We start from the raw sequence: 20913 nt of genomic DNA on the forward strand, positions 1-20913 counted from the left end.
GGAGCCTGTTTCATGGCAAAGTTCTTTATCGATCGCCCGATTTTTGCATGGGTGATCGCGATTATTCTGATGCTGGCGGGGATCGCTTCGATCTTCACCTTGCCGATCGCGCAGTACCCGACGATCGCGCCGCCAGCCATTCAGATCAGTGCCACCTACCCGGGTGCGTCGGCTACGACCGTCGAAAACACGGTGACGCAGGTGATCGAGCAGCAGATGAGCGGCCTCGATCACTTGCTGTACCTGTCTTCGACCAGCGACGACTCCGGCACGGCCACCATCACGCTGACGTTCGCCGCCGGCACCAACCCTGACATTGCTCAGGTCCAGGTGCAAAACAAGCTGCAGCTCGCAACGCCGCTCCTGCCTCAAGCCGTGCAGCAGCTCGGCACCAAGGTGACGAAGTCGAGCAGCAGCTTTTTGGTGGTGATGGCGTTCGTGTCCACAGACGGCAGCATGGGCCGTTATGACCTCGCGAACTACGTGGCATCGAAGATTCAGGATCCGGTCAGCCGTATTGACGGGGTGGGTACGGTCACGCTGTTTGGCTCGCAATTCGCCATGCGGATTTGGCTGGACGCGACCAAGCTGAACAACTTCCAGCTAACGCCAATCGATGTCAAGAACGCCGTAGCGAACCAGAACGTGCAGGTCGCGGGCGGCGGACTGGGCGGCACGCCTGCCGTGCCGGGCCAGATGCTGCAGGCGACCATCACGGAAGCCACGCTGCTGCAAACGCCCGAGCAGTTCGGCAATATTTTGCTGAAGGTCAATGCAGACGGTTCGCAAGTGCGCATCAAGGACGTGGCGCGAATCGAGCTGGGCGGTGAAAACTACAACTTCGACACGAAGTACAACGGTCAGCCGACCGCCGGCTTCGGTATTCAGCTCGCCACGGGCGCCAACGCGCTCAACACGGCGAAGCTGGTGCGCGCGAAGATCGACGACCTGTCGAAGTATTTCCCGCCGGGCCTGGTCGTGAAGTATCCGTACGACACCACGCCGTTCGTGAGGCTGTCCATTGAAGAAGTGGTCAAGACGCTGATCGAAGGTATCGTGCTGGTGTTCCTGGTCATGTACCTGTTCCTGCAGAACCTGCGGGCCACGCTGATCCCGACGATCGCCGTGCCGGTGGTGCTGCTGGGTACGTTCGCGGTGATGGGCCTGGTCGGATTCTCCATCAACACGCTGTCCATGTTCGGGCTGGTGCTCGCCATCGGCTTGCTGGTGGACGATGCAATCGTGGTGGTGGAAAACGTCGAGCGGGTGATGGCCGAGGAGGGACTGTCTCCGAAGGAGGCGACCCGCAAGGCCATGGACCAGATTACCGGCGCGCTGGTCGGCGTGGCGCTCGTGCTCTCGGCCGTGTTCGTGCCGGTGGCGTTCTCGGGCGGATCGGTGGGCGCGATTTATCGCCAGTTCTCGCTGACCATTGTTGCGGCCATGATCTTGTCCGTGCTCACCGCGTTGATCCTGACGCCGGCCTTGTGCGCGACGATCCTGAAGCCTATCGACAAAGACCATCACGTCGAGAAGAAGGGTTTCTTCGGCTGGTTCAACCGGACGTTCACAAAGAGCCAGGACAAGTACCACAGCGGCGTGGAGCACGTGATCAAGCGCTCGGGCCGCTGGCTTGTGATCTATCTCGTCGTGATCGTCGCGGTGGGTTTCCTGTTCGTGCGTCTGCCGAAGTCGTTCCTGCCTGACGAAGACCAGGGCACCATGTTCGTGATCGTCCAGGCGCCGGCGGGCTCGACGCAGGAACGCACGGCCAAGGTTCTCGCCGATATCTCCGACTGGCTGCTGAAAGACCAGAAAGACATCGTCGATGCCGTGTTCACCGTGAACGGCTTCAGCTTTGCAGGCCGCGGCCAGAACTCCGGTCTCGTGTTCGTGCGGATGAAGGATTACGGGGAGCGGCAGCACGCGGACCAGAAGGTGGGCGCGCTCGTTGGACGCATGTTCGGGCACTTCGCGAGCTACAAGGACGCGATGGTCATTCCGGTGAATCCGCCGTCCATCCCCGAACTCGGCACGGCGTCGGGCTTCGACTTCGAGCTGGAGGATCGCTCGGGTGTCGGGCACGACGCGCTGATCCAGGCGCGCAACATGTTGCTGGGCATGGCTGCGAAGGATCCAACGGTTGCGCAGGTTCGTCCGAACGGCTTGAACGATACACCGCAGTTCAAGGTGAACATTGACCGCGAGAAGGCGAGCGCGCTGGGTGTTTCGCCAGCGGATATCGACAATGTGTTCTCGATTGCGTGGGGTTCGTCGTATGTGAACAACTTCCTCGACGTCGATAACCGGATCAAGAAGGTCTACATTCAGGGCGACGCGCAGTTCCGCATGAACCCGGAAGACCTGAACGACTGGTATGTGCGCAACAGTTCCGGCGGCATGGTGCCGTTCGGCGCATTCGGCTCGGGCAAGTGGATCTTCGGTTCGCCGAAACTCGAACGCTACAACGGTATTTCCGCGGTCGAAATCCAGGGCGCGGCAGGTCCGGGCAAGTCGACGGGGCAGGCCATGGCGGCTATCGAGGCCATGGCGGCGAAGTTGCCGGCCGGTATTGGCTACGAATGGACAGGCTTGTCGCTGCAGGAACGCCAGTCGGGTTCGCAGGCGCCGATTCTGTACGGCATCTCGATTCTCGTCGTGTTCCTGTGTCTCGCGGCGCTGTATGAAAGCTGGTCGATTCCGTTCTCGGTGATCATGGTGGTGCCGCTCGGTATTCTCGGCGCGCTGCTTGCGGCAACTTTGCGCGGGCTGGAAAACGACGTGTTCTTCCAGGTCGGCTTGCTGACCACGGTGGGTTTGTCGGCGAAGAACGCAATTCTGATCGTGGAATTCGCACGCGACTTGCGCTCGCAGGGCCGCACGACGGTCGAGGCGGCCATGGAAGCGGCGCGTCTGCGGTTGCGACCGATCCTGATGACGTCGCTGGCGTTTATTCTCGGCGTGCTGCCGCTCGCGATCAGTAACGGCGCGGGCTCGGCGAGCCAGCACGCGATTGGTACGGGCGTGATCGGCGGGATGTTGACGGCGACCTTCCTGGCTATTTTCATGATCCCGATGTTCTTCGTGGTGATCAGCAGAATCAGCCATGACAAGGGCACGCCGCATCATGACCACGGCGGCACGCCGGCTCCGGCCAAGGAAGGAAACTGAGATGCTAAAACACTCCTTGATAGCAGCAGCGGTCGCGTTGTTCGCGGCTGGCTGCACCATGGCGCCGAAGTACGTGCGCCCGGACGCGCCCGTCGACCAGACGTTCCCGCAGGGCGGCGTCTACGACAAGCAGCCGAGCGCGACCTCGGGCGACGCAAATGGCCGCAGCGCGGAAACGAAGCCGGCGGTGGACATCGGCTGGCGTGATTTCTTTGCCGATGCGCGCTTGCAGCGGATCGTGGAAATTGCGCTGAAGAACAACCGCGATTTGCGTGTATCCATGCTCAACGTCGCGTCCGCGCGTGCGCAGTATCAGATCACGCGCGCGGGCCTGTTTCCGACACTCGATGCAGTCGGCTCGCAAACGAAGCAGCGCACGCCGAGGGATCTGTCGTTCTTCGATCAGACGATCTCGAACCAGTATTCGGTTGGCGTGAATGCATCGTGGGAAATCGACTTCTTCGGGCGCATTCAAAGCTTGAAGGATCAGGCATTGGCGCAGTATTTCGCGCTGGCGGAAACGCGCAAGGCGGCGGAAATCTCGCTCGTCTCGCAAGTCGCCGACCAATACCTGACGATGCTTTCCGCAGACGATCAGCTGACCGTCACGCGCAATACGCTGAAGACAGCGGACGAGTCGTATCGGATCACGAAGCTGCAATTCGATAACGGCGTAGGTTCTGAGCTCGATGTGCGCCAGGCTCAGGGCGTCCAGCAACAGGCCGCCGCCAACCTGCAGTCGCAAATGCGCCTGCGGGCGCAGGCCGAAAATGCGCTGGTGCTTCTGGTCGGCGAGCCGTTGCCGACCGATCTGCCGGCCGGCTTGCCGCTCGACAGCCAGAACCTGCTCGCCGATATTCCTGCCGGCTTGCCGTCCGACCTGCTGGTGCGGCGTCCGGATATTGCGTCGGCGGAGCAGTCGCTGCTTGCGGCCAACGCGAACATCGGCGCGGCGCGCGCGGCATTCTTCCCGAAGATTTCCCTGACGGGAAGCTTCGGAACGTTGTCGCCGTCGCTTGGCGGATTGTTCAAGCCGGGCTCGGCTGCGTGGTCGTTCGCGCCGCAGATTTCGATTCCGATCTTCGAGGGCGGTGCGAACATTGCCAATCTCGATGTGGCGCAGATTCAGAAGCGTATTGAGATCGCGAACTACGAGAAGGCGATTCAGACCGCGTTCCGCGAAGTGGCGGACGGTTTGGCGGCGCGCGGTACGTACGATCAGCAGATTGAAGCGCTCGAATCGTTCACGAAATCGCAGTCGCGCCGGCTGGAATTGTCGGATCTGCGTTATCGCAACGGCGTGGACAGCTACCTTGCCGTGTTGACGGCGCAGGACGATTTATACACCGCGCAGCAATTGTTGATTACCGCGCGGCTGAACCGGGCGACCAACCTCGTGGATTTGTATCGTGAGCTGGGCGGCGGGTGGATCGAGCATGCGGGCGATCAGCCGCGTCCAGCGGATTTGATACCGGATTACCGGGATATCGGGACGCCTGCGACGGCGGCTCCGGCTTCCGCTGCGACCGTGGGTTCGGTTTCGACAGGACCGGCGAAGCTCGTGCCGGTGCAGCATTTGATGCCGGTTGCAAAACCGCAAGTCGATGCCGAAGGGAAAGCGGTTGGATCGGCGGGGTAATTCGCTTGTTGGGACTGGTTGGAAAAACCGCAGCTTTGGCTGCGGTTTTATGGCGGATATGAGCCGCACACAGGCTCACCGCTTCACTTTCGCCGTCCCATCGAAATCACGTCCGGCGTGCCGGATGGCGCACGTTGCATCGCGTTCCTTCTTCACTCCGTTGAACACAATATTGAGCAGCACCGCCGATACCGACGCGAGCAGAATCCCGCTGTGCAGAATCGGTTCGAGCGCGTGCGGCAACTGCGAGAAGAACTTCGGCGCAACGACCGGCACCAGTCCCAGCCCGATACTCACCGCCACGATAAACAGGTTGTGGTGATTCTTCACGAAATCGACCTTCGACAATACCTTGATTCCGTTCGCCGCGACCATCCCGAACATGACAATGCCAGCGCCGCCGAGCACGAACGGCGGCACTGAAGCCACCACTTGCGCCATCTTCGGAAAAAGCCCGAGCGCGACGAGGATCACGCCGCCCGTCGCGCAGACGAAGCGGCTTTTCACGCCCGTCACGCCGATCAGTCCGACATTCTGCGAAAACGATGTATGTGGAAACGAGTTGAAAATCCCGCCGATCAGCGTGCCGAGTCCATCGACTCTCAAGCCGCGTACCAGCGCATCCTGATCGACGGGGCGCTCGACCATGTCGCCGACGGCGAGGAACATGCCCGTCGATTCAATGAAGGTGACGAACATGACGATGACCATGGTCGCAATGGAAAGCGGGTCGAAGTGCGGCAGGCCGAAGTGAAACGGCAAGACCACGCCGACCCAGGGTGCACTCGTCACGCCGTCCAGATCGACGCGTCCGAGCGACATGGCAATCGCGAATCCCGCCACGATTCCCAGCAGCACTGAAATATTCGCGATGAAACCACGTCCGAACTTGTTGATCAGCAGGATCAGCATGAGCACGACCAGCGCGAGCAGCAGATAGACCGGGTTGCCGTATCCGGGATTTCCGACACCGCCGGCGGCCCAGTTGATCCCCACACCCATCAGCGACAAACCGATCACCGCGATCACCGTTCCGACCACCACGGGCGGGAAGAACCGCAGCAATTTTCCGATCATCGGCGCAAGAAAGATCCCGATCACACCCGCCGCGATCGTCGCGCCGAAAATATCGAGAATGCCCAAGCTGGGATTCGTGCCGATGGCGACCATTGGCCCGACGGCGGCGAACGTGCATCCCATGATGACCGGCAGGCGGATGCCGAAGATCCATAGCCCGAGCGTCTGGATCAACGTCGCGACGCCGCACGAAAACAGGTCCGCGCTGATCAGGAACGCGATCTGGTCCTTTGGCAGCTTGAGCGCCGCGCCGAGAATCAGCGGCACGGCGACGGCGCCTGCGTACATCACGAGTACATGCTGTATGCCTAATGTGAGCAACTGGGCGGCGGGCAAGCGTTCGTCGCACGGATGAACCGGGTTTGATGCCATGTCTTTTCTGTCTCCATTGTCGACCGGAGCCGGCTCTTCAGCGCTGACTCCGGTCCCATGCAATCTGGTTGCCGTGATCCGGCGTCTTGTTCGAGCATTCAAGGTAAGCGGCGTAAAAAGCAAGAACAAGTCGACGTTGGCGTATGGCCCTCTTAGCCGGGCTGATATGGCGCGTGTGGCTTAACATTGCGTCTTCCACGGCGAAGCGTTGGCTGGCGGGCGAAGAACGATTCGCGTCGCGCGAACGAGGGCGCCTCGATGCAAGGCGTGGTTATGATGGCTATCTGCGGCCGCGCATAGTCCATTTTTCGACAGCATGCCGGGCGTACGGGGTAAACCCGCCGCAACCGGGTTTTTCATGCGATTTTTGCGGGTGGCAAAACGCGATTGCGCCCTGCGCTTAAACTATCGCCGCACGTGTCCTTAAAGAAGTACGAAGACCTCATACAAATGTCCGATACCGCCAAGCCCCAGACACCTTTTCCCGATTTCCGCTCGCGCGAGTTCCTGCTCGATCACGCGTTGCGCACCATGACGTTCTATCACCCGCATTGCATGGATCCGGCGGGCGGTTTCTACCATTTCTACAAGGACAACGGCGCAATCTACGACCGGCGGACGCGGCACCTTGTATCGAGCACGCGGTTCGTTTTCACCTATGCAATGGCGTACAAGCATTTCGGCCTCGATGAATATCGCGGCGGCGTGCGGCATGGCATTGAATATCTGCGCGAGTTTCATCGGAATCCGGAAACCGGCGGTTATGCGTGGACGCTCGATGGCCGCGAAGTCACCGACGGCACGAATCATTGCTACGGTCTCGCATTCGTCGTGCTCGCCTACGCGAAGGCGCTCGAAGCGGGCTTCGAAGAAGCGCGCGCGTACCTGGAAGAAACGTGGGACCTGATGGAAACGCGCTTCTGGGACGCGGCGCACGGCTTGTACAAGGACGAAGCCAGCGCGGACTGGGTGGTGTCGGACTATCGCGGGCAGAACGCCAACATGCACGCCTGCGAGGCGATGCTCGCCGCGTTCGAGGCGTCGAAGGACGAGCGGTATCTCGATCGCGCCGCGCTCCTTGCGGACAACATGGTGAACCGTCAGGCCGCGCTGGCGGGCGGTCTCGTGTGGGAACACTACAAGCCGGACTGGTCGGTGGACTGGGAATACAACAAGGGCGACAAGACCAACATCTTCCGGCCGTGGGGATTCCAGCCGGGCCATCAGACGGAATGGGCGAAGCTCCTGCTGATCCTGGACCGGCATCGTCCGGAAGCGTGGCATGTGAAGCGCGCCCGCGAACTCTTCGACCAAGCCATGGAACGCTCGTGGGACCACGAGCACGGCGGCATGGTTTACGGCTTCGACGTGGAAGGCAAGTTCTACGACGAAGACAAGTATTTCTGGGTCCAGGCCGAATCACTGGCAACAGCCGCATTGCTCGCGGACCGCACCCGGCGCGACGGCGACGAAGCCGCCGCTACCCGCTACTGGAACGATTACCAGCGCTTGTGGGCCTATAGCTGGGAGCACTTCGTGGACCATAAATGGGGCGCGTGGTATCGAATCCTTGCGCGCGACAACACGAAGTACAGCGACGAAAAAAGCCCGGCCGGCAAGGTCGACTATCACACCATGGGCGCATGCTACGAAGTCCTGAACGTAGTCTGAACGCAGCCCGAAGAAAACCTGAATCAACGATCACAGAAAGGAGTCGGACACATGAAGACGAAAGCAGCCATTGCATGGGAAGCCGGAAAGCCGTTGACCATCGAGGAAGTCGATCTTGAAGGGCCGCGCGCCGGCGAAGTGCTGATCGAGGTGAAGGCAACGGGCATTTGCCACACCGACTACTACACGCTTTCGGGCGCGGATCCGGAAGGCATCTTCCCGGCAATTCTGGGGCATGAAGGCGCGGGCGTGATCGTCGATGTCGGGCCGGGAGTTGGCACCTTGAAGAAAGGCGATCACGTCATTCCGCTCTACACGCCCGAATGCCGCCAGTGCAAATTCTGCCTCTCGCGCAAGACCAACTTGTGCCAGGCCATCCGTTCCACCCAAGGCCGTGGCTTGATGCCGGACGCGACATCGCGTTTTTCCATCGACGGGAAACCGCTGTTCCATTACATGGGGACATCGACGTTTTCGAATTACATCGTCGTGCCGGAAATCGCGGTGGCGAAGGTTCGTGAAGACGCGCCTTTCGACAAGATCTGCTATATCGGCTGTGGCGTGACAACGGGCGTGGGCGCGGTCGTGTACTCGGCAAAGGTCGAAGCGGGCGCGAACGTGGTCGTGTTCGGGCTGGGCGGCATCGGCCTGAACGTGATCCAGGGCGCGAAGATGGTGGGCGCCGACAAGATCATCGGCGTGGATATCAATCCGGGTCGCGTGGAACTCGCGAAGAAGTTCGGCATGACGCACTTCATCAACCCGAACGACGTGCCGAACGTGGTCGATCACATCGTGCAACTCACCGATGGCGGCGCGGATTATTCCTTCGAATGCATCGGCAATACGAAGGTGATGCGTCAGGCGCTCGAATGCACGCACAAAGGCTGGGGACAGTCGTTCATCATTGGCGTGGCGGCGGCGGGGGAGGAAATCTCGACGCGTCCGTTCCAGCTCGTGACCGGCCGCGAATGGAAAGGCTCGGCATTCGGCGGCGCGCGCGGACGCACTGACGTGCCGAAGATCGTGGATTGGTACATGGAAGGCAAGATCAACATCGACGATCTGATCACGCACACGCTGCCGCTCGAGCGCATCAACGAAGGCTTCGACCTGATGAAAAAGGGAGAGTCGATTCGTTCGGTCGTGTTGTATTGATTGCGTGGAACGTCTCGCTGAAAAGGAACCAAGCCATGCTGGAACTCGTGGAAGAACATCGCTGCTTTGGCGGCGTGCAGCGGATTTACAAGCACGACTCGCAAACCATCGGCTTGCCGATGCGATTCTCCGTTTTCCTGCCGCCGCAAGCCGCGCACGCCAAGGTGCCCGCGTTGTTTTATCTCGCGGGGCTTACGTGTACGGAAGAGACGTTTGCGATCAAGGGCGGCGCGCAGCGCTATGCGACTGAGCACGGCATTGCGTTGATCTCACCCGATACCAGTCCGCGCGGCGCCGGCGTGCCGAACGAAAGTGACGCGTGGGATTTCGGCGTGGGCGCGGGGTTTTATGTCGATGCCACGCGGGAACCCTGGGCGCGGAATTATCGGATGTACTCGTATGTGACGCAGGAATTGCGCACGGCCGTTCTCGCGGAATTGCCCGTGCGTGAAGACCGCCTGGGCATCTTCGGCCATTCGATGGGCGGTCACGGCGCGCTGGTTCTGGCGCTGAGGAATCCGGATATCTACAAGTCGGTGTCGGCGTTTGCGCCGATTGCGGCGCCTTCGCATTGTCCGTGGGGCGAGAAGGCGTTTTCAGGTTATCTGGGCGATGACCGGGAAGCGTGGAAGCACTATGACGCGAGCGAACTGGTGAAAAGCGCAAAGGCGAAGTTTGAAGCGGGGATTTTGATCGACCAGGGTCTCGCCGATAATTTCCTCGCCACGCAATTGCATCCGGAGCGTTTCGAGGCGGCGGCGAAGGCGGCGGGGCAGGCTGTGACGCTGCGCCGGCACGAAGGCTATGACCACGGGTATTACTTTATCTCGACGTTTATTGGCGAGCACGTGGCGTTTCATGCGCGGACGCTGTGTGGGTGAGGCAAGTCCGTTTCTACTCGGTCCAATCTTCGAGTTTTAGGTTCGGTACATGTTGAAAGATTCTGTCATTCGAAACCAGAACGGCATCAACGCAGCGGGCGTGGGCGCCGATGAGCAGGTCCATTGGCGCGAGTGACTTTCCAAGTTGTTCTAGTTCGGCACGGAGCGTTCCGTATTCTTCGGCTGCCAAGGTGTCCCATGGCAGAACGTTCGCGCGTAGCAGGAACTCGTGGATACTCCGTCGCAGCTTTATTGCGTCCGGACGCTTTGCCAATCCAAATAACAGTTCTCCCTCTGTGATGGCGGAGATGCAAACGCTTGAGATGGATACGGCTTCGAGTCGCGGCATGACGCTCGTGTGTCTCTTGATCAGGTGACTGACCGTGTTCGTGTCAAGCATGTATCGCTTCACTCGTTCCATCCATCAAAGGGATCTTGCCGATGTGTTCCTTGATTGCGCTCGTTAGCATCTAGGAAGTCGTCGGGAACCTCGGTGGCCTTGAGTGCCTCGATAAAACTGTTCCAGTTCGTCGGTTTGCGCGAAAGAATCACGTCACCGGTTTCCGGATCACGGCGCACGAAAACTTCGTCGCCATCGAATCGATATTCCGCGGGTAATCTGACGGCTTGGCTACGGCCGTTGATAAATAGTTTCGCTGTCTGTTTCATCGCAATGCCCACACTGGGTAGATACCAAAGTATATACCCATCGGCATGTTTTATTTCCTTCCCAGCAAACTCACCCCATAAACCCCTGCGGCCAGCATCGTGATCCAGAAGCTGGTTGGCCAGTCGGTGTAATACGCCAGCGTCAACCCAACCCACGCTTGCCCGAGCGCGAAAACCGCTGCCAGCACAACACCGGTCGACAATCGCGTCGACACGTTTTGTGCCGCTGCTGCCGGGCCGACCATCAGCGCAAACACGAGCAGCACGCCGACAATCTGTGTCGACGCCGCCACCGCCAGCGCCGTGATCGCGAGAAACAATACGGACACGAGCCGCAGCGAAACGCCTTTGGCCTCAGCCAGTTCCGGCTGCAGCGACGCGAACAGTAACGGCCGCATGATTACGGCCAGTGCGCCGAGACTGACAACGGCGAGCCCGACCAGCACCACCAGCGTTTCATGGCTCACGCCAAGCACGTTGCCAAACAGCAGCGCGGTCGCCTGGCTTGCGTAGGCGGTAAAGAAGTGCAGAAACAACAACCCGAAACCGAGCGATAAAGACAGGATCACGCCAATGGCGACATCGCGTCCTGTCAGCTTTTCGCCGAGCGCGCCCATGCCGACGCCTGCAACAAGCGTGAAACCGACCATGCCCCAGAGCGGCGAGATACCCACGAGCACCGCGCCGGTCGCGCCGGTAAAACCCACGTGCGACAACGCGTGACCCGCGAAGGTCTGCCCGCGCAGCACCAGAAAGTATCCGACAATGCCCGCCAGCACCGCGACGATTCCCGACGCCGCGAAGGCGTTGCGCATGAACTCGTATTCAAACATCGTGGGAATGCGTTCCGGAGTGGTGATGAGCGTGACTGTGATCGTGGTCGTGGGAATGCGAATGACCGTCGGGACCGTCTTCGTGCGCGTGATCGAGCTTGTCGACTTCCACGTCGCCGGCCATGACAAAAATGCGGCCGTTCACGCGCATGACGTCAATGGGCGATCCGTAAAGCTGCGAAAGAACCGGCTTCGTAATGACTTCGTCGATAGTGCCAAGCGCCGCGCGGCCATTGCCGAGGTACAGCACGCGATCAATCGAGTTGAGCAGCGGATTGAGCTCGTGCGCCGAGAACAGCACGGTGATGCCAAGCTCGCGCTGCACGCGGCGCACGAGATCGACCACGCCTGTTTGATGACGCGGATCGAGGCTGATCAGGGGTTCGTCGAGTAATAAAAGCTTCGGGTCGCCGAGCAGGCATTGCGCAAGCAGCAAGCGCTGGCGTTCACCGCCTGACAGTTCCGACAACGGACGCGCGGCGAGCGCGCGGCCATCGACCAGATCGAGCACGCGATCCACATCCGCGTTCGCCGCCGCGCTCGCACGCGGCAAACCCCAGCGATGGCCGTCCGCCGCCATCGCGACAAAATCGCGGCCACGCACGCGCCGGCCGGCAAGGCCGCTGCGAATCTGCGGCATATAACCAATCGACGCATTGCCGCGTACGACCGCCGCGCCGTTCACGCGAATCGCGCCTTTCGATAACGGCAGCAAGCCGAGCATCGCGCGCATGAGCGTGGTCTTTCCGGCGCCATTCGGCCCCAGCACGCCGATAAACTCACCCGCCTCGACACTGAAGCTCGCGTCCTTCAGGATCGGCCGGCCGCCGAGTTCAAGCGTGACGTGCTCGACGGTAAGCGCGCTCGCTTTGATCGATGTCGTCATCAGGACGCATCCTCGAACTTCCAGCCAACCCGAACAATCATCGTGTCTTTCCCTGCAGCGCAGCCGACAATGCGTCGAGCTGCGACGTCATCCATGTCTGGAAGGTCTTGCCGGCGGGCAACGTCTCGGTGACGCTGATGCTCGGCACGTGTGAATCATGAGCTACTTTCAGCATGCGCTTGGTCAATGCTTCCGTTGCCTGACTGTTATAGATCAGCACGTGCACCTGACGCTCGCGCAGATCCTTTTCGAATGCGGCGATATCCGACGCGCTCGGTTCCGTATCGTTCATTGCGGCAAGCTGGAAACGGGCGTTGCGCATGTCCAGGCCGATCGCATCCGACATATAGCCGAACACCGGTTCCGTTGCCGTTACCGGCACGCCCTTGAACTGGCTCCTGAGCGCAGCAACCCGGGTATCGATGGGCTTCAGCGAGTTCAGGAACGTGTTCAAGCGTGTATCGTAATCGGCCTTGTGCGCCGGGTCCGCCTGGACCAGATATTGGCTCACCGCTTTCGCGACCGTCGGCATGGTGGCCGGGTCGTACCAAAGGTGGGGATTATCGCCGGATTTCTTGCCTGTCAGTTGAGCCGCGACGATCGTCGTGCGTCCTTTTCCCTTCGATGCCGCCAGCAGCTTGTCCATCCACGGATCGTAGTCGGCGCCGTTATACACGACAAGCGCCGCGTTCTGCAGCGCGCGCGCGGTTTTCGGGCTGGCTTCGAAGAGATGCGGATCTTCGTCCGGATTGCTCAGGATGCTCGTGACCTGAACGTGATTGCCGCCGAGTTGCCGCACGACATCGCCGTAGAAATTCTCGGCCGCGACCACCGCGACGGTGCCAGCGGCCGCTGTTTGCGCGTCAGCAGCGCCAGCAAAGCCCGCAGAGAAAAGGGCGGCGCAGGTCAATAAAGCGGCGGCAAGCTTGCTCATGGTGTTTCCTGGATAAATGTGGATGACGGGAACTGCGATTGGAATGCTGCTTGAGCGGCCTCGCTCAAATCGCTCGCGATGATATAACGTATCACTGTATTTTGCATCCACGGACATACTGCTGAAACCTCTCCAGGCGTTTCCGGGATAAGCCGCACTCCGCGCAAAGCCGCGCCGGTTGGGGTTTTCCCGCAGTTTTCGGCCGCTTTGCGCGCCGCAGCATCGAAACATGGCAACGCGCCTTGACACCGTCTCACTCGTCACCGATCATTCGACCACGCAGAGAGCAAATGATCGCGCGCAGAGCGTTCGCTCGGTATCGGGCGATCAGGATCGCGCGCGCAGCACAGTGCGAAGTCGGTCAAAGACGAACCGGAGACAACCGTGAAATTGCAGGACAAGGTAGCTATCGTGACGGGCGCGGCCAGCGGGATTGGCGAAGCGGTCACCAAACGATTTCTGGACGAGGGCGCGAAAGTTGTCGTCGTCGATCTGAAAGACGAAGCCGAACTGGCGCAGCGTTTTTCGGACTACGCGGGCAAGGTGCTGGCAGTAAAAGCCGATGTCACCCAGCGCGATGACCTGGAGCGCATTGTGTCCTCGACTGTCGGCAAATTCGGCGGCATCGACATCTTGTTCAATAACGCGGCGCTCTTCGACATGCGCCCGATCCTCGACGAATCCTGGGACATCTTCGACCGCCTTTTCGCGGTGAACGTGAAAGGCATGTTCTTCCTGATGCAACTTGTCGCGCAGCAAATGGTTAGTCAAGGCCGCGGCGGCAAGATCGTGAATATGTCGTCGCAGGCAGGACGTCGCGGCGAGGCGCTAGTTTCCCACTATTGCGCAACCAAAGCCGCCGTGATCAGCTACACGCAATCGGCGGCGCTCGGTCTCGCGCAACACGGCATCAACGTGAACAGCATTGCGCCAGGCGTGGTCGACACCCCCATGTGGGAAACCGTCGATGCGCTCTTCGCCAAATATGAAAACCGTCCGCTCGGCGAGAAGAAGCGCCTGGTTGGCGAAGCCGTACCGCTTGGACGCATGGGCCTGCCGAACGATCTGACGGGCGCGGCCTTGTTCCTGGTATCGGCGGATTCGGACTACATCACCGCGCAGACATTGAATGTCGACGGCGGCAACTGGATGAGCTAGGCAGGCGGGCGGCTCCCAACCGCCCGTATCAGATTCGAGTTTCACGAGTACCAGAAAGTACGTAGTAGCCCGTATCAATCCGATCAACCGATGATCGACGCGTCAAAGAAGCCCGCAGCACGAGCGCCGTGCTAACGATAAAGGAGACGAAACAACATGAAACGCGCCACATTCACCCTTAAAAACCTGCCGATGCGTTCGTTCGCGTGCGCCGCATTCGCTGCGGCCGCGCTTGTGCCGGTTGCTGCGAAGGCGGCGACCGTGACCATTGCGACACTCAACAACCCGGACATGATCGAGTTGAAGAAGCTGTCGCCGGCGTTCGAAAAAGCCAATCCGGATATCCAGTTGAAGTGGGTCATCCTCGAAGAAAACGTGCTGCGTCAGCGCGCCACCACCGACATCACCACGAACAGCGGCCAGTTCGACGTGATGGCGATCGGCACGTATGAAGCGCCGCAATGGGGCAAGCGCGGCTGGCTCGTGCCGATGACGAATCTTCCGGCTGCCTACGATCTCGACGACGTGGTGAAGACCGCACGCGATGGCCTCTCGTACAACGGCCAGTTGTACGCGCTGCCGTTCTACGTCGAAAGCTCGATGACGTATTACCGCAAGGATCTGTTCGACGCCGCTGGCCTGAAGATGCCGGATCAGCCGACCTACGACCAGATCAAGCAATTCGCCGACAAGCTCACCGACAAATCGAAAGGCCAGTACGGCATCTGCTTGCGCGGCAAGGCAGGTTGGGGCGAGAACATGGCGTTCGTATCGACGCTCGTGAACACCTTCGGCGGCCGCTGGTTCGACGAGAACTGGAAGGCGCAACTCGATACGCCGGAATGGCACAAGGCGATCACGTTCTATTCCGACCTGCTGAAGAACGACGGTCCTCCGGGAGCGAGCTCGAACGGCTTCAACGAGAACCTGACGCTGATGTCTTCGGGCAAGTGCGCGATGTGGATCGATGCAACGGTTGCAGCCGGCATGCTCTATAACAAGTCGCAATCGCAAGTGGCGGACAAGATTGGCTTTGCTGCCGCGCCGGTCGCCGTGACGCCGAAGGGCTCGCACTGGTTGTGGTCCTGGTCGCTGGCCATTCCGAAGACGTCGAAGTCGCAAGATGCCGCGAAGAAGTTCGCGACGTGGGCGACATCGAAGGAATACATTCAGTTGGCCGCGAAGGACGAAGGCTGGGCATCGGTTCCTCCGGGCACGCGCAAGTCGACGTACGCGAACGCTGACTACAAGAAGGCCGCGCCGTTTGGCGACTTCGTGTTGAATGCAATCGAGTCGGCGAACCCGAACGATTCATCGGCGAAGAAGATTCCGTACACCGGCGTTCAGTTCGTCGGCATTCCGGAATTCCAGTCGTTCGGTACGGTGGTCGGCCAGTCGATTGCCGGCGTGGTTGCGGGACAGACGACCGTGGACGCAGCGCTGAAAGCGGGTAACGCAGCCGCCGACCGTGCAGTGAAGCAGGCCGGTTATCAGAAGTAAAGCAAGTTCTCTGGCAGTCGAGGCCCACGCTCCTGGTGCCTAATGCAGTACAGCAGGCCGCGCCGCTCTTTCCACGGAAGAGTCCACGCGCGCGGCCTGCGCTTCATCGAGAGGTGACACGACCATGAGTCAACTTAATCCCCCCATATCGAATACATACGCGGAGTCCGCGGCCGAGCGCGACAAGAAACGCGCGAAGTCGGTGCGCTGGCTGATCACGCCGTCGACCGCCGTATTGTTCTTGTGGATGGCCATTCCGCTTGCGATGACCATCTGGTATTCGTTCTCGAAATACAACTTGCTGAATCCGGATGTCAAAGGGTTCGCGGGTATCGATAATTACGAGTTCCTTGCAACCGATCCCGCGTTCGGTCCGTCGATTGTTCATACGCTGGTGCTGATTGGCTCCGTGCTTGGAATCACGGTAATCGGCGGCGTGCTGCTCGCTGTGTTGTTCGACCGCAAGTTCATTGGGCAGGGCGTTGCACGCTTGCTCGTGATCGCGCCGTTTTTCGTCATGCCCACCGTTAGCGCACTGATCTGGAAGAACATGATCCTGCATCCGGTGTATGGCCTGGTTGCTGCGGCAATGCGATCGTTAGGGATGCAGCCGATCGACTGGTTTGGCGAATATCCGCTTTTTGCGGTGATCCTGATCGTGGCGTGGCAATGGCTGCCGTTCGCCTTCCTGATTCTTTTCACTGCAATCCAGTCGCTTGATCAGGAGCAGAAGGAAGCGGCGCGGATTGACGGCGCGGGCGCGTTCTCGATGTTCTTCTACATCACGCTGCCGCACCTGAAGCGCGCGATTGCCGTGGTCGTGATGATGGAAACCATTTTCCTGCTGTCGATCTTCGCTGAAATCTATACGACAACCGGCGGCGGTCCAGGCACGGCGACGACCAACCTGTCCTACCTGATCTACTCGCTCGGCCTGCAACAGTTCGACGTTGGCCTGGCTTCGGCGGGCGGCATCCTGGCGGTCGTGCTGGCGAATATCGTGGCGTTCTTCCTCGTGCGGATGCTCGCGAAGAACCTGAAAGGGGAGTACGAATCATGAGCCATCCCGTAACCGCAACAACGTCCGTGCCTATCCTGGATACGCTCAAGCGCAGCGTGCTTGGCGTGATTGCGTGGCTGTTCGCGCTGCTGCTGTTTTTCCCGATCTTCTGGATGACCATCACGGCGTTCAAGACGGAGCAGCAGGCATATTCGTCGTCGCTGATTTTCACGCCTACGCTCGATAGCTTCCGCGAGGTCTTTGCGCGCAGCAACTATTTTGCGTTCGCGTGGAATTCAATCCTGATCTCGGTTGGCGTCACGGTGATCTGCTTGTTGCTCGCCGTGCCGTGCGCCTACGCCATGGCGTTCTTCCCGACCAAGAAAACGCAGAAGGTTCTGCTGTGGATGCTGTCGACGAAGATGATGCCTTCGGTCGGCGTGCTCGTGCCCATCTACCTGCTGTGGAAGAACACCGGCATGCTCGATACGGTATGGGGTTTGATCATCGTTTATACGCTGATCAACTTGCCGATTGCCGTGTGGATGTCGTACACGTACTTCAACGAGATCCCGCGCGACATTCTGGAAGCAGGGCGCATAGACGGCGCGGCGACGTGGCAGGAAATCGTCTACCTGCTCATGCCGATGTCCCTGCCGGGGCTGGCGTCCACGGCGCTGTTGCTCGTGATCCTGTCCTGGAACGAGGCGTTCTGGAGCATCAACCTGTCGAGTTCGAACGCGGCGCCGCTGACGGTGTTCATTGCGTCTTATTCGAGTCCGGAAGGTTTGTTCTGGGCCAAGCTCTCGGCGGCGTCGTTGCTGGCAGTGGCGCCCATCCTGATCGTCGGCTGGCTGTCGCAGAAACAACTCGTGCGCGGCCTGACCTTCGGCGCAGTGAAGTAGCACCCGCAGCACTATAGAGGCCGATACAGTGAACTTGAATTTGTCCCAAGCCGGCGCGGCGGATGCATCCATTGCAGCCGCTGCCCACGACGACCACTTGCTGATATGCGATTGCGATGGCGTGCTGATCGACAGCGAAGCCATTGCGGGCCGCATGCTCGTGCAGGAAATCGAGGCGCTATGGCCTGGCGTGGACGCTGAACCTATCGTCACGCCGTTGCTTGGTTTGCGGATTGAAACGGTGCTCAGGCGCTCGGCCGACATACTCGGCAAGTCGCTCGACGCCGCGCAGATCGATGCGATCCGCGCTGTCGTGGAAGCGTCGGCGGTGGAAGCGCCGGCGGTCGATGGCATCGAGGCGGCCCTTGCCGGTATCGCGCTGCGCAAGGCCTGCGCAAGCAACAGCTTTACGTCGTACGTGGAAGCCGTGCTGAGCCGAACGGGTCTCGTGCGTTTTTTCGGCGAACGTCTTTTTTGCGCCGATACCGTGCCGAACCCGAAGCCCGCGCCCGACGTGTATCTCTCGGCTGCGCGCACGCTCAGGGTCGCGCCCGAGCGTTGCGTGGTGGTGGAAGACAGCGTGACCGGCGTGACGGCCGCCTCGGCGGCGGGCATGACGGTGCTGGGTTTCGTGGGCGGCGGTCATGCAAGTGAAGGACAAATCGATGCGCTGAAACGTGCTGGCGCAAGTGTCGTGTTCGACGAAATGGGACAGCTCCCCGCGCTTGTCGAGCAGTGGCTGCAAAACGCAAGCTTTGAACTGCCCTGAGCCTCGTGCTCGCAGAAAACAAAGCGAAGTTAAAGACGGAGACTCCATCATGGCAAGCCTGAATCTGCGCAACATCAACAAGCGCTACGAAGAAACCGAAGTGATTCGCAGCGTGAACCTCGATATCGCCGACGGTGAGTTCGTCGTGTTCGTGGGGCCAAGCGGTTGCGGCAAGTCCACGCTGATGCGGATGATCGCCGGCCTGGAAGATATCAGCGGCGGCGACCTGACTATCGACGGCGTGCGCGTGAACGACGTGCCGCCCGCCAAGCGCGGCATTGCGATGGTGTTCCAGTCGTACGCGTTGTATCCGCACATGACGCTCTACGACAACATGGCGTTTGGTTTGAAGCTTGCCGGCACGAAGAAGCCGGAAATCGACGCGGCGGTCAAGCAAGCCGCGAAGATTCTTCACATCGATCACTTGCTCGACAGGAAACCTAAGCAATTGTCGGGCGGGCAGCGTCAGCGGGTGGCTATCGGCCGGGCGATTACGCGCAAGCCAAAAGTGTTCCTCTTCGACGAACCGCTGTCCAACCTCGACGCCGCATTGCGCGTGAAGATGCGCCTCGAGTTTGCGCGCCTGCACGACGAGTTGAAGACGACCATGATCTACGTGACGCACGATCAGGTCGAAGCCATGACGCTCGCGGACAAGATCGTGGTGTTGTCGGCGGGGAATGTGGAGCAGGTCGGCACGCCGAACCAGCTTTATCACGCGCCGCAGAACAAGTTCGTGGCGGGGTTCATTGGATCGCCGAAGATGAATTTTTTCAATGGCGAAGTCACGCAGGTGCTAAGCGATGGCGTGCTCGTGAAGTATGCAACGGGTGAGACGCAGCTTGCCGCCGTTGAGCCGGGTAACGCCAGGGTTGGCGATGCCGTGATGATCGGCATTCGTCCCGAGCATTTGCATGCGGGGACGGCGGCGACGGTTGAGCACGGTGTATCGGCGAAGACAATGGCCGTCGAATCGCTTGGCGATGCCGCTTATCTGTACGCGGAGTCATCGGTGGCGCCGGATGGGATCATCGCCCGGATTCCGCCGCTCGAGCGCCATTCGCGTGGCGAAGTGCTCAAGCTCGGCGCCATGCCCGAGCATTGTCATCTGTTCAATGCCGAAGGGATTGCGTATCAACGGAAGATTGTGGAGGTGTTGTCGGCGGCTTGATTTTTTTGTGCGCTCACACGAAAACGCCCGGACATGTCCGGGTGTTTTCGCATTTGGAGCCTTGAAATCAAGCCTCCAACGCAGCCTGCGCGCATAACTCGTCCGTCACCAACCCCGACAGCCATTTCCCTTTCAACGCCGCAATTACCGCAGCGCGCTTTCTCATTCCGCCGGCAAAGCCGATCGTCGGGCGCTTCGGCGGCGTATCGAGCCGCAAGCTCGTCACGCGCTCGCCGGTCGTCGATTTCACCCTGACACCTTCAGCATCTATAGGCAATCCAAGCAGTTCTGCCACCGCGCCGCCTTCCATCATCTCTTCGACTTCGGCGGTCGTGATAAACCCGTCCTCGTGCAGCGGGCAGTTGATCCCCATGTTGCCGATACCAACGAACGCCACATCGGCGTTCTCGGACAATGCATCCACGATTCTGTACAACCGGTGATTGACCCACTGCGCACGCTCGGCGCGGCTATCGGCCATCAACGGTGCAGGCAGCATGAAATGTTTGCCGCCGGTCTTCTCGGAAAGGTGCTGCGCGACGTCGTAGCGGTTCGAGGAGCCGTCCTGGGCGATCGCTCCAACCATGGATACCAACCGGTGCTGCGGCCGCTCCAGTTGCCCGATTTGCGCAACCACGGCCTTGAGCGTCCGGCCGCTGCTGATCGAGACGACCAGTGGTTTTTCATCGGTGAGATAACGTTCCATGACTTGCGCGCCCGCGACCGCGAGCTTGCGGTCCACCTGCTCGGGCGAGTCGCCATCGATAGGAACGACCTCGCACATGGACAAACCGTAGCGCTTCGATAACTGCGCCGCCAGCGACAAGCAATCCGCCACGCGATGGTCCACGCGCACGCGGATCAGGTTCTTCTCCACCGCGAACGCAACGAGGCGTTGCGCGACGGGCCGCGAAATCTGCAGCTTCTCCGCGATTTCATTCTGCGTGTTTCCCGCGACGTAATAGAGCCACGCGGCGCGGGTGGCGAGATCGAGTTTTTCATTGGACTTGGGCACGGGAGCTCGATGTCAGGTCGTTTATATCGAATACACATGTAGAAACGCGCGCCATGGAGGCGCGCGGATTGATCGATATTGTGCACGCTCCGGCGCGCAGAGCT

General features: G+C 60.2%; 18 protein-coding genes. 11 read left to right on the forward strand and 7 right to left on the reverse strand.

Translation table 11 applies throughout. From position 1 onward, the window contains the following. Positions 1 to 12: 12 nt before the first annotated feature. Together AWB64_RS19195 and AWB64_RS19200 are read left to right on the forward strand one after the other, a co-directional pair. A complete protein-coding gene (locus AWB64_RS19195) occupies positions 13 to 3171 on the forward strand; it encodes an efflux RND transporter permease subunit (RefSeq protein WP_060857005.1) in 3159 nt (1052 codons plus the stop codon). A 1-nt stretch (position 3172) separates the two neighbouring features. Continuing rightward, entirely contained in the window at positions 3173 to 4810 is a 1638-nt protein-coding gene (locus tag AWB64_RS19200) for an efflux transporter outer membrane subunit (protein WP_082850547.1), read from the forward strand. A 75-nt stretch (positions 4811 to 4885) separates the two neighbouring features. Here AWB64_RS19200 and AWB64_RS19205 read toward each other — a convergent pair whose 3' ends face one another. Continuing rightward, positions 4886 to 6259 carry a nucleobase:cation symporter-2 family protein gene (locus tag AWB64_RS19205; protein WP_060857006.1) on the reverse strand — a complete coding sequence of 458 codons (1374 nt, stop codon included), beginning with the start codon at positions 6257 to 6259 and terminating at the stop codon, positions 4886 to 4888. Positions 6260 to 6709: 450 nt separating this feature from the next. On the opposite strand from AWB64_RS19205, the gene AWB64_RS19210 reads away from it, so the two are divergent. From AWB64_RS19210 to fghA, 3 genes are read left to right on the forward strand one after another with little or no spacing between them, the layout of a single operon-like run. Then, positions 6710 to 7930: an AGE family epimerase/isomerase gene (locus AWB64_RS19210; RefSeq protein WP_060857007.1), complete on the forward strand. Its 1221-nt coding sequence runs from the start codon at positions 6710 to 6712 to the stop codon at positions 7928 to 7930. A gap of 51 nt (positions 7931 to 7981) precedes the next feature. Beyond that, positions 7982 to 9088: an S-(hydroxymethyl)glutathione dehydrogenase/class III alcohol dehydrogenase gene (locus tag AWB64_RS19215; RefSeq protein ID WP_060857008.1), complete on the forward strand. Its 1107-nt coding sequence runs from the start codon at positions 7982 to 7984 to the stop codon at positions 9086 to 9088. A gap of 35 nt (positions 9089 to 9123) precedes the next feature. Then, positions 9124 to 9969 carry an S-formylglutathione hydrolase gene (gene fghA / locus AWB64_RS19220; protein WP_060857009.1) on the forward strand — a complete coding sequence of 282 codons (846 nt, stop codon included), beginning with the start codon at positions 9124 to 9126 and terminating at the stop codon, positions 9967 to 9969. Positions 9970 to 9982: 13 nt separating this feature from the next. Here fghA and AWB64_RS19225 read toward each other — a convergent pair whose 3' ends face one another. From AWB64_RS19225 to AWB64_RS19245, 5 genes are read right to left on the reverse strand one after another with little or no spacing between them, the layout of a single operon-like run. Further along, a complete protein-coding gene (locus AWB64_RS19225) occupies positions 9983 to 10390 on the reverse strand; it encodes a PIN domain-containing protein (protein WP_060857010.1) in 408 nt (135 codons plus the stop codon). After that, positions 10378 to 10638 (reverse strand): antitoxin, encoded by a 261-nt coding sequence (locus AWB64_RS19230; protein WP_060857011.1) that lies wholly within the window; start codon positions 10636 to 10638, stop codon positions 10378 to 10380. Before AWB64_RS19230 ends, AWB64_RS19225 begins: the two co-directional genes overlap by 13 nt. 50 nt (positions 10639 to 10688) lie before the next feature. Next, a complete protein-coding gene (locus AWB64_RS19235; RefSeq protein WP_060857012.1) occupies positions 10689 to 11471 on the reverse strand; it encodes a metal ABC transporter permease in 783 nt (260 codons plus the stop codon). After that, a complete protein-coding gene (locus AWB64_RS19240; protein WP_060857013.1) occupies positions 11464 to 12357 on the reverse strand; it encodes an ABC transporter ATP-binding protein in 894 nt (297 codons plus the stop codon). Before AWB64_RS19240 ends, AWB64_RS19235 begins: the two co-directional genes overlap by 8 nt. 37 nt (positions 12358 to 12394) lie before the next feature. Further along, positions 12395 to 13291, reverse strand: coding sequence for a metal ABC transporter solute-binding protein (locus AWB64_RS19245; RefSeq protein WP_060857014.1), 897 nt, complete (start codon positions 13289 to 13291; stop codon positions 12395 to 12397). Positions 13292 to 13675: 384 nt separating this feature from the next. Here AWB64_RS19245 and AWB64_RS19250 point away from each other — a divergent pair, with 384 nt between their 5' ends. The 6 genes from AWB64_RS19250 to AWB64_RS19275 all read left to right on the forward strand — a co-directional run bounded on the left by AWB64_RS19250 (position 13676) and on the right by AWB64_RS19275 (position 19794). Further along, positions 13676 to 14449 (forward strand): L-iditol 2-dehydrogenase, encoded by a 774-nt coding sequence (locus tag AWB64_RS19250; RefSeq protein WP_060857015.1) that lies wholly within the window; start codon positions 13676 to 13678, stop codon positions 14447 to 14449. A gap of 192 nt (positions 14450 to 14641) precedes the next feature. Then, positions 14642 to 15949, forward strand: a complete 1308-nt coding sequence (locus AWB64_RS19255; RefSeq protein ID WP_099050571.1) for an ABC transporter substrate-binding protein — start codon at positions 14642 to 14644, stop codon at positions 15947 to 15949. 124 nt (positions 15950 to 16073) lie between these two features. Further along, complete coding sequence (locus AWB64_RS19260) at positions 16074 to 17009, forward strand: carbohydrate ABC transporter permease (RefSeq protein ID WP_060857017.1); 936 nt, start codon at positions 16074 to 16076, stop codon at positions 17007 to 17009. Continuing rightward, positions 17006 to 17854: a carbohydrate ABC transporter permease gene (locus AWB64_RS19265; RefSeq protein WP_060857018.1), complete on the forward strand. Its 849-nt coding sequence runs from the start codon at positions 17006 to 17008 to the stop codon at positions 17852 to 17854. Before AWB64_RS19260 ends, AWB64_RS19265 begins: the two co-directional genes overlap by 4 nt. 70 nt (positions 17855 to 17924) lie before the next feature. Next, entirely contained in the window at positions 17925 to 18623 is a 699-nt protein-coding gene (locus AWB64_RS19270) for an HAD family hydrolase (RefSeq protein WP_060857073.1), read from the forward strand. A 49-nt stretch (positions 18624 to 18672) separates the two neighbouring features. Next, positions 18673 to 19794 (forward strand): ABC transporter ATP-binding protein, encoded by a 1122-nt coding sequence (locus AWB64_RS19275; RefSeq protein WP_060857019.1) that lies wholly within the window; start codon positions 18673 to 18675, stop codon positions 19792 to 19794. A 67-nt stretch (positions 19795 to 19861) separates the two neighbouring features. Here AWB64_RS19275 and AWB64_RS19280 read toward each other — a convergent pair whose 3' ends face one another. After that, positions 19862 to 20809 (reverse strand): sugar-binding transcriptional regulator, encoded by a 948-nt coding sequence (locus AWB64_RS19280; protein ID WP_060857020.1) that lies wholly within the window; start codon positions 20807 to 20809, stop codon positions 19862 to 19864. Between the last annotated feature and the right edge of the window lie 104 nt (positions 20810 to 20913).

Origin of the sequence: Caballeronia sordidicola (assembly GCF_001544455.2) — a bacterium.
GTDB lineage: Bacteria > Pseudomonadota > Gammaproteobacteria > Burkholderiales > Burkholderiaceae > Caballeronia > Caballeronia sordidicola.

What these genes read in the sequence shown, in the direction of transcription:
- AWB64_RS19210 (WP_060857007.1), top strand. Translation starts at nt 6,710, where the DNA reads ATGTCCGATACCGCCAAGCCCCAGACACCTTTTCCCGATTTCCGCTCG.
- AWB64_RS19265 (WP_060857018.1), top strand. Translation starts at nt 17,006, where the DNA reads ATGAGCCATCCCGTAACCGCAACAACGTCCGTGCCTATCCTGGATACG.
- AWB64_RS19240 (WP_060857013.1), bottom strand. Translation starts at nt 12,357, where the DNA reads ATGACGACATCGATCAAAGCGAGCGCGCTTACCGTCGAGCACGTCACG.
- AWB64_RS19245 (WP_060857014.1), bottom strand. Translation starts at nt 13,291, where the DNA reads ATGAGCAAGCTTGCCGCCGCTTTATTGACCTGCGCCGCCCTTTTCTCT.
- AWB64_RS19225 (WP_060857010.1), bottom strand. Translation starts at nt 10,390, where the DNA reads ATGGAACGAGTGAAGCGATACATGCTTGACACGAACACGGTCAGTCAC.
- AWB64_RS19275 (WP_060857019.1), top strand. Translation starts at nt 18,673, where the DNA reads ATGGCAAGCCTGAATCTGCGCAACATCAACAAGCGCTACGAAGAAACC.
- AWB64_RS19200 (WP_082850547.1), top strand. Translation starts at nt 3,173, where the DNA reads ATGCTAAAACACTCCTTGATAGCAGCAGCGGTCGCGTTGTTCGCGGCT.
- AWB64_RS19205 (WP_060857006.1), bottom strand. Translation starts at nt 6,259, where the DNA reads ATGGCATCAAACCCGGTTCATCCGTGCGACGAACGCTTGCCCGCCGCC.
- AWB64_RS19255 (WP_099050571.1), top strand. Translation starts at nt 14,642, where the DNA reads ATGCGTTCGTTCGCGTGCGCCGCATTCGCTGCGGCCGCGCTTGTGCCG.
- AWB64_RS19260 (WP_060857017.1), top strand. Translation starts at nt 16,074, where the DNA reads ATGAGTCAACTTAATCCCCCCATATCGAATACATACGCGGAGTCCGCG.
- AWB64_RS19230 (WP_060857011.1), bottom strand. Translation starts at nt 10,638, where the DNA reads ATGAAACAGACAGCGAAACTATTTATCAACGGCCGTAGCCAAGCCGTC.
- AWB64_RS19195 (WP_060857005.1), top strand. Translation starts at nt 13, where the DNA reads ATGGCAAAGTTCTTTATCGATCGCCCGATTTTTGCATGGGTGATCGCG.
- AWB64_RS19215 (WP_060857008.1), top strand. Translation starts at nt 7,982, where the DNA reads ATGAAGACGAAAGCAGCCATTGCATGGGAAGCCGGAAAGCCGTTGACC.
- AWB64_RS19235 (WP_060857012.1), bottom strand. Translation starts at nt 11,471, where the DNA reads ATGTTTGAATACGAGTTCATGCGCAACGCCTTCGCGGCGTCGGGAATC.
- fghA (WP_060857009.1), top strand. Translation starts at nt 9,124, where the DNA reads ATGCTGGAACTCGTGGAAGAACATCGCTGCTTTGGCGGCGTGCAGCGG.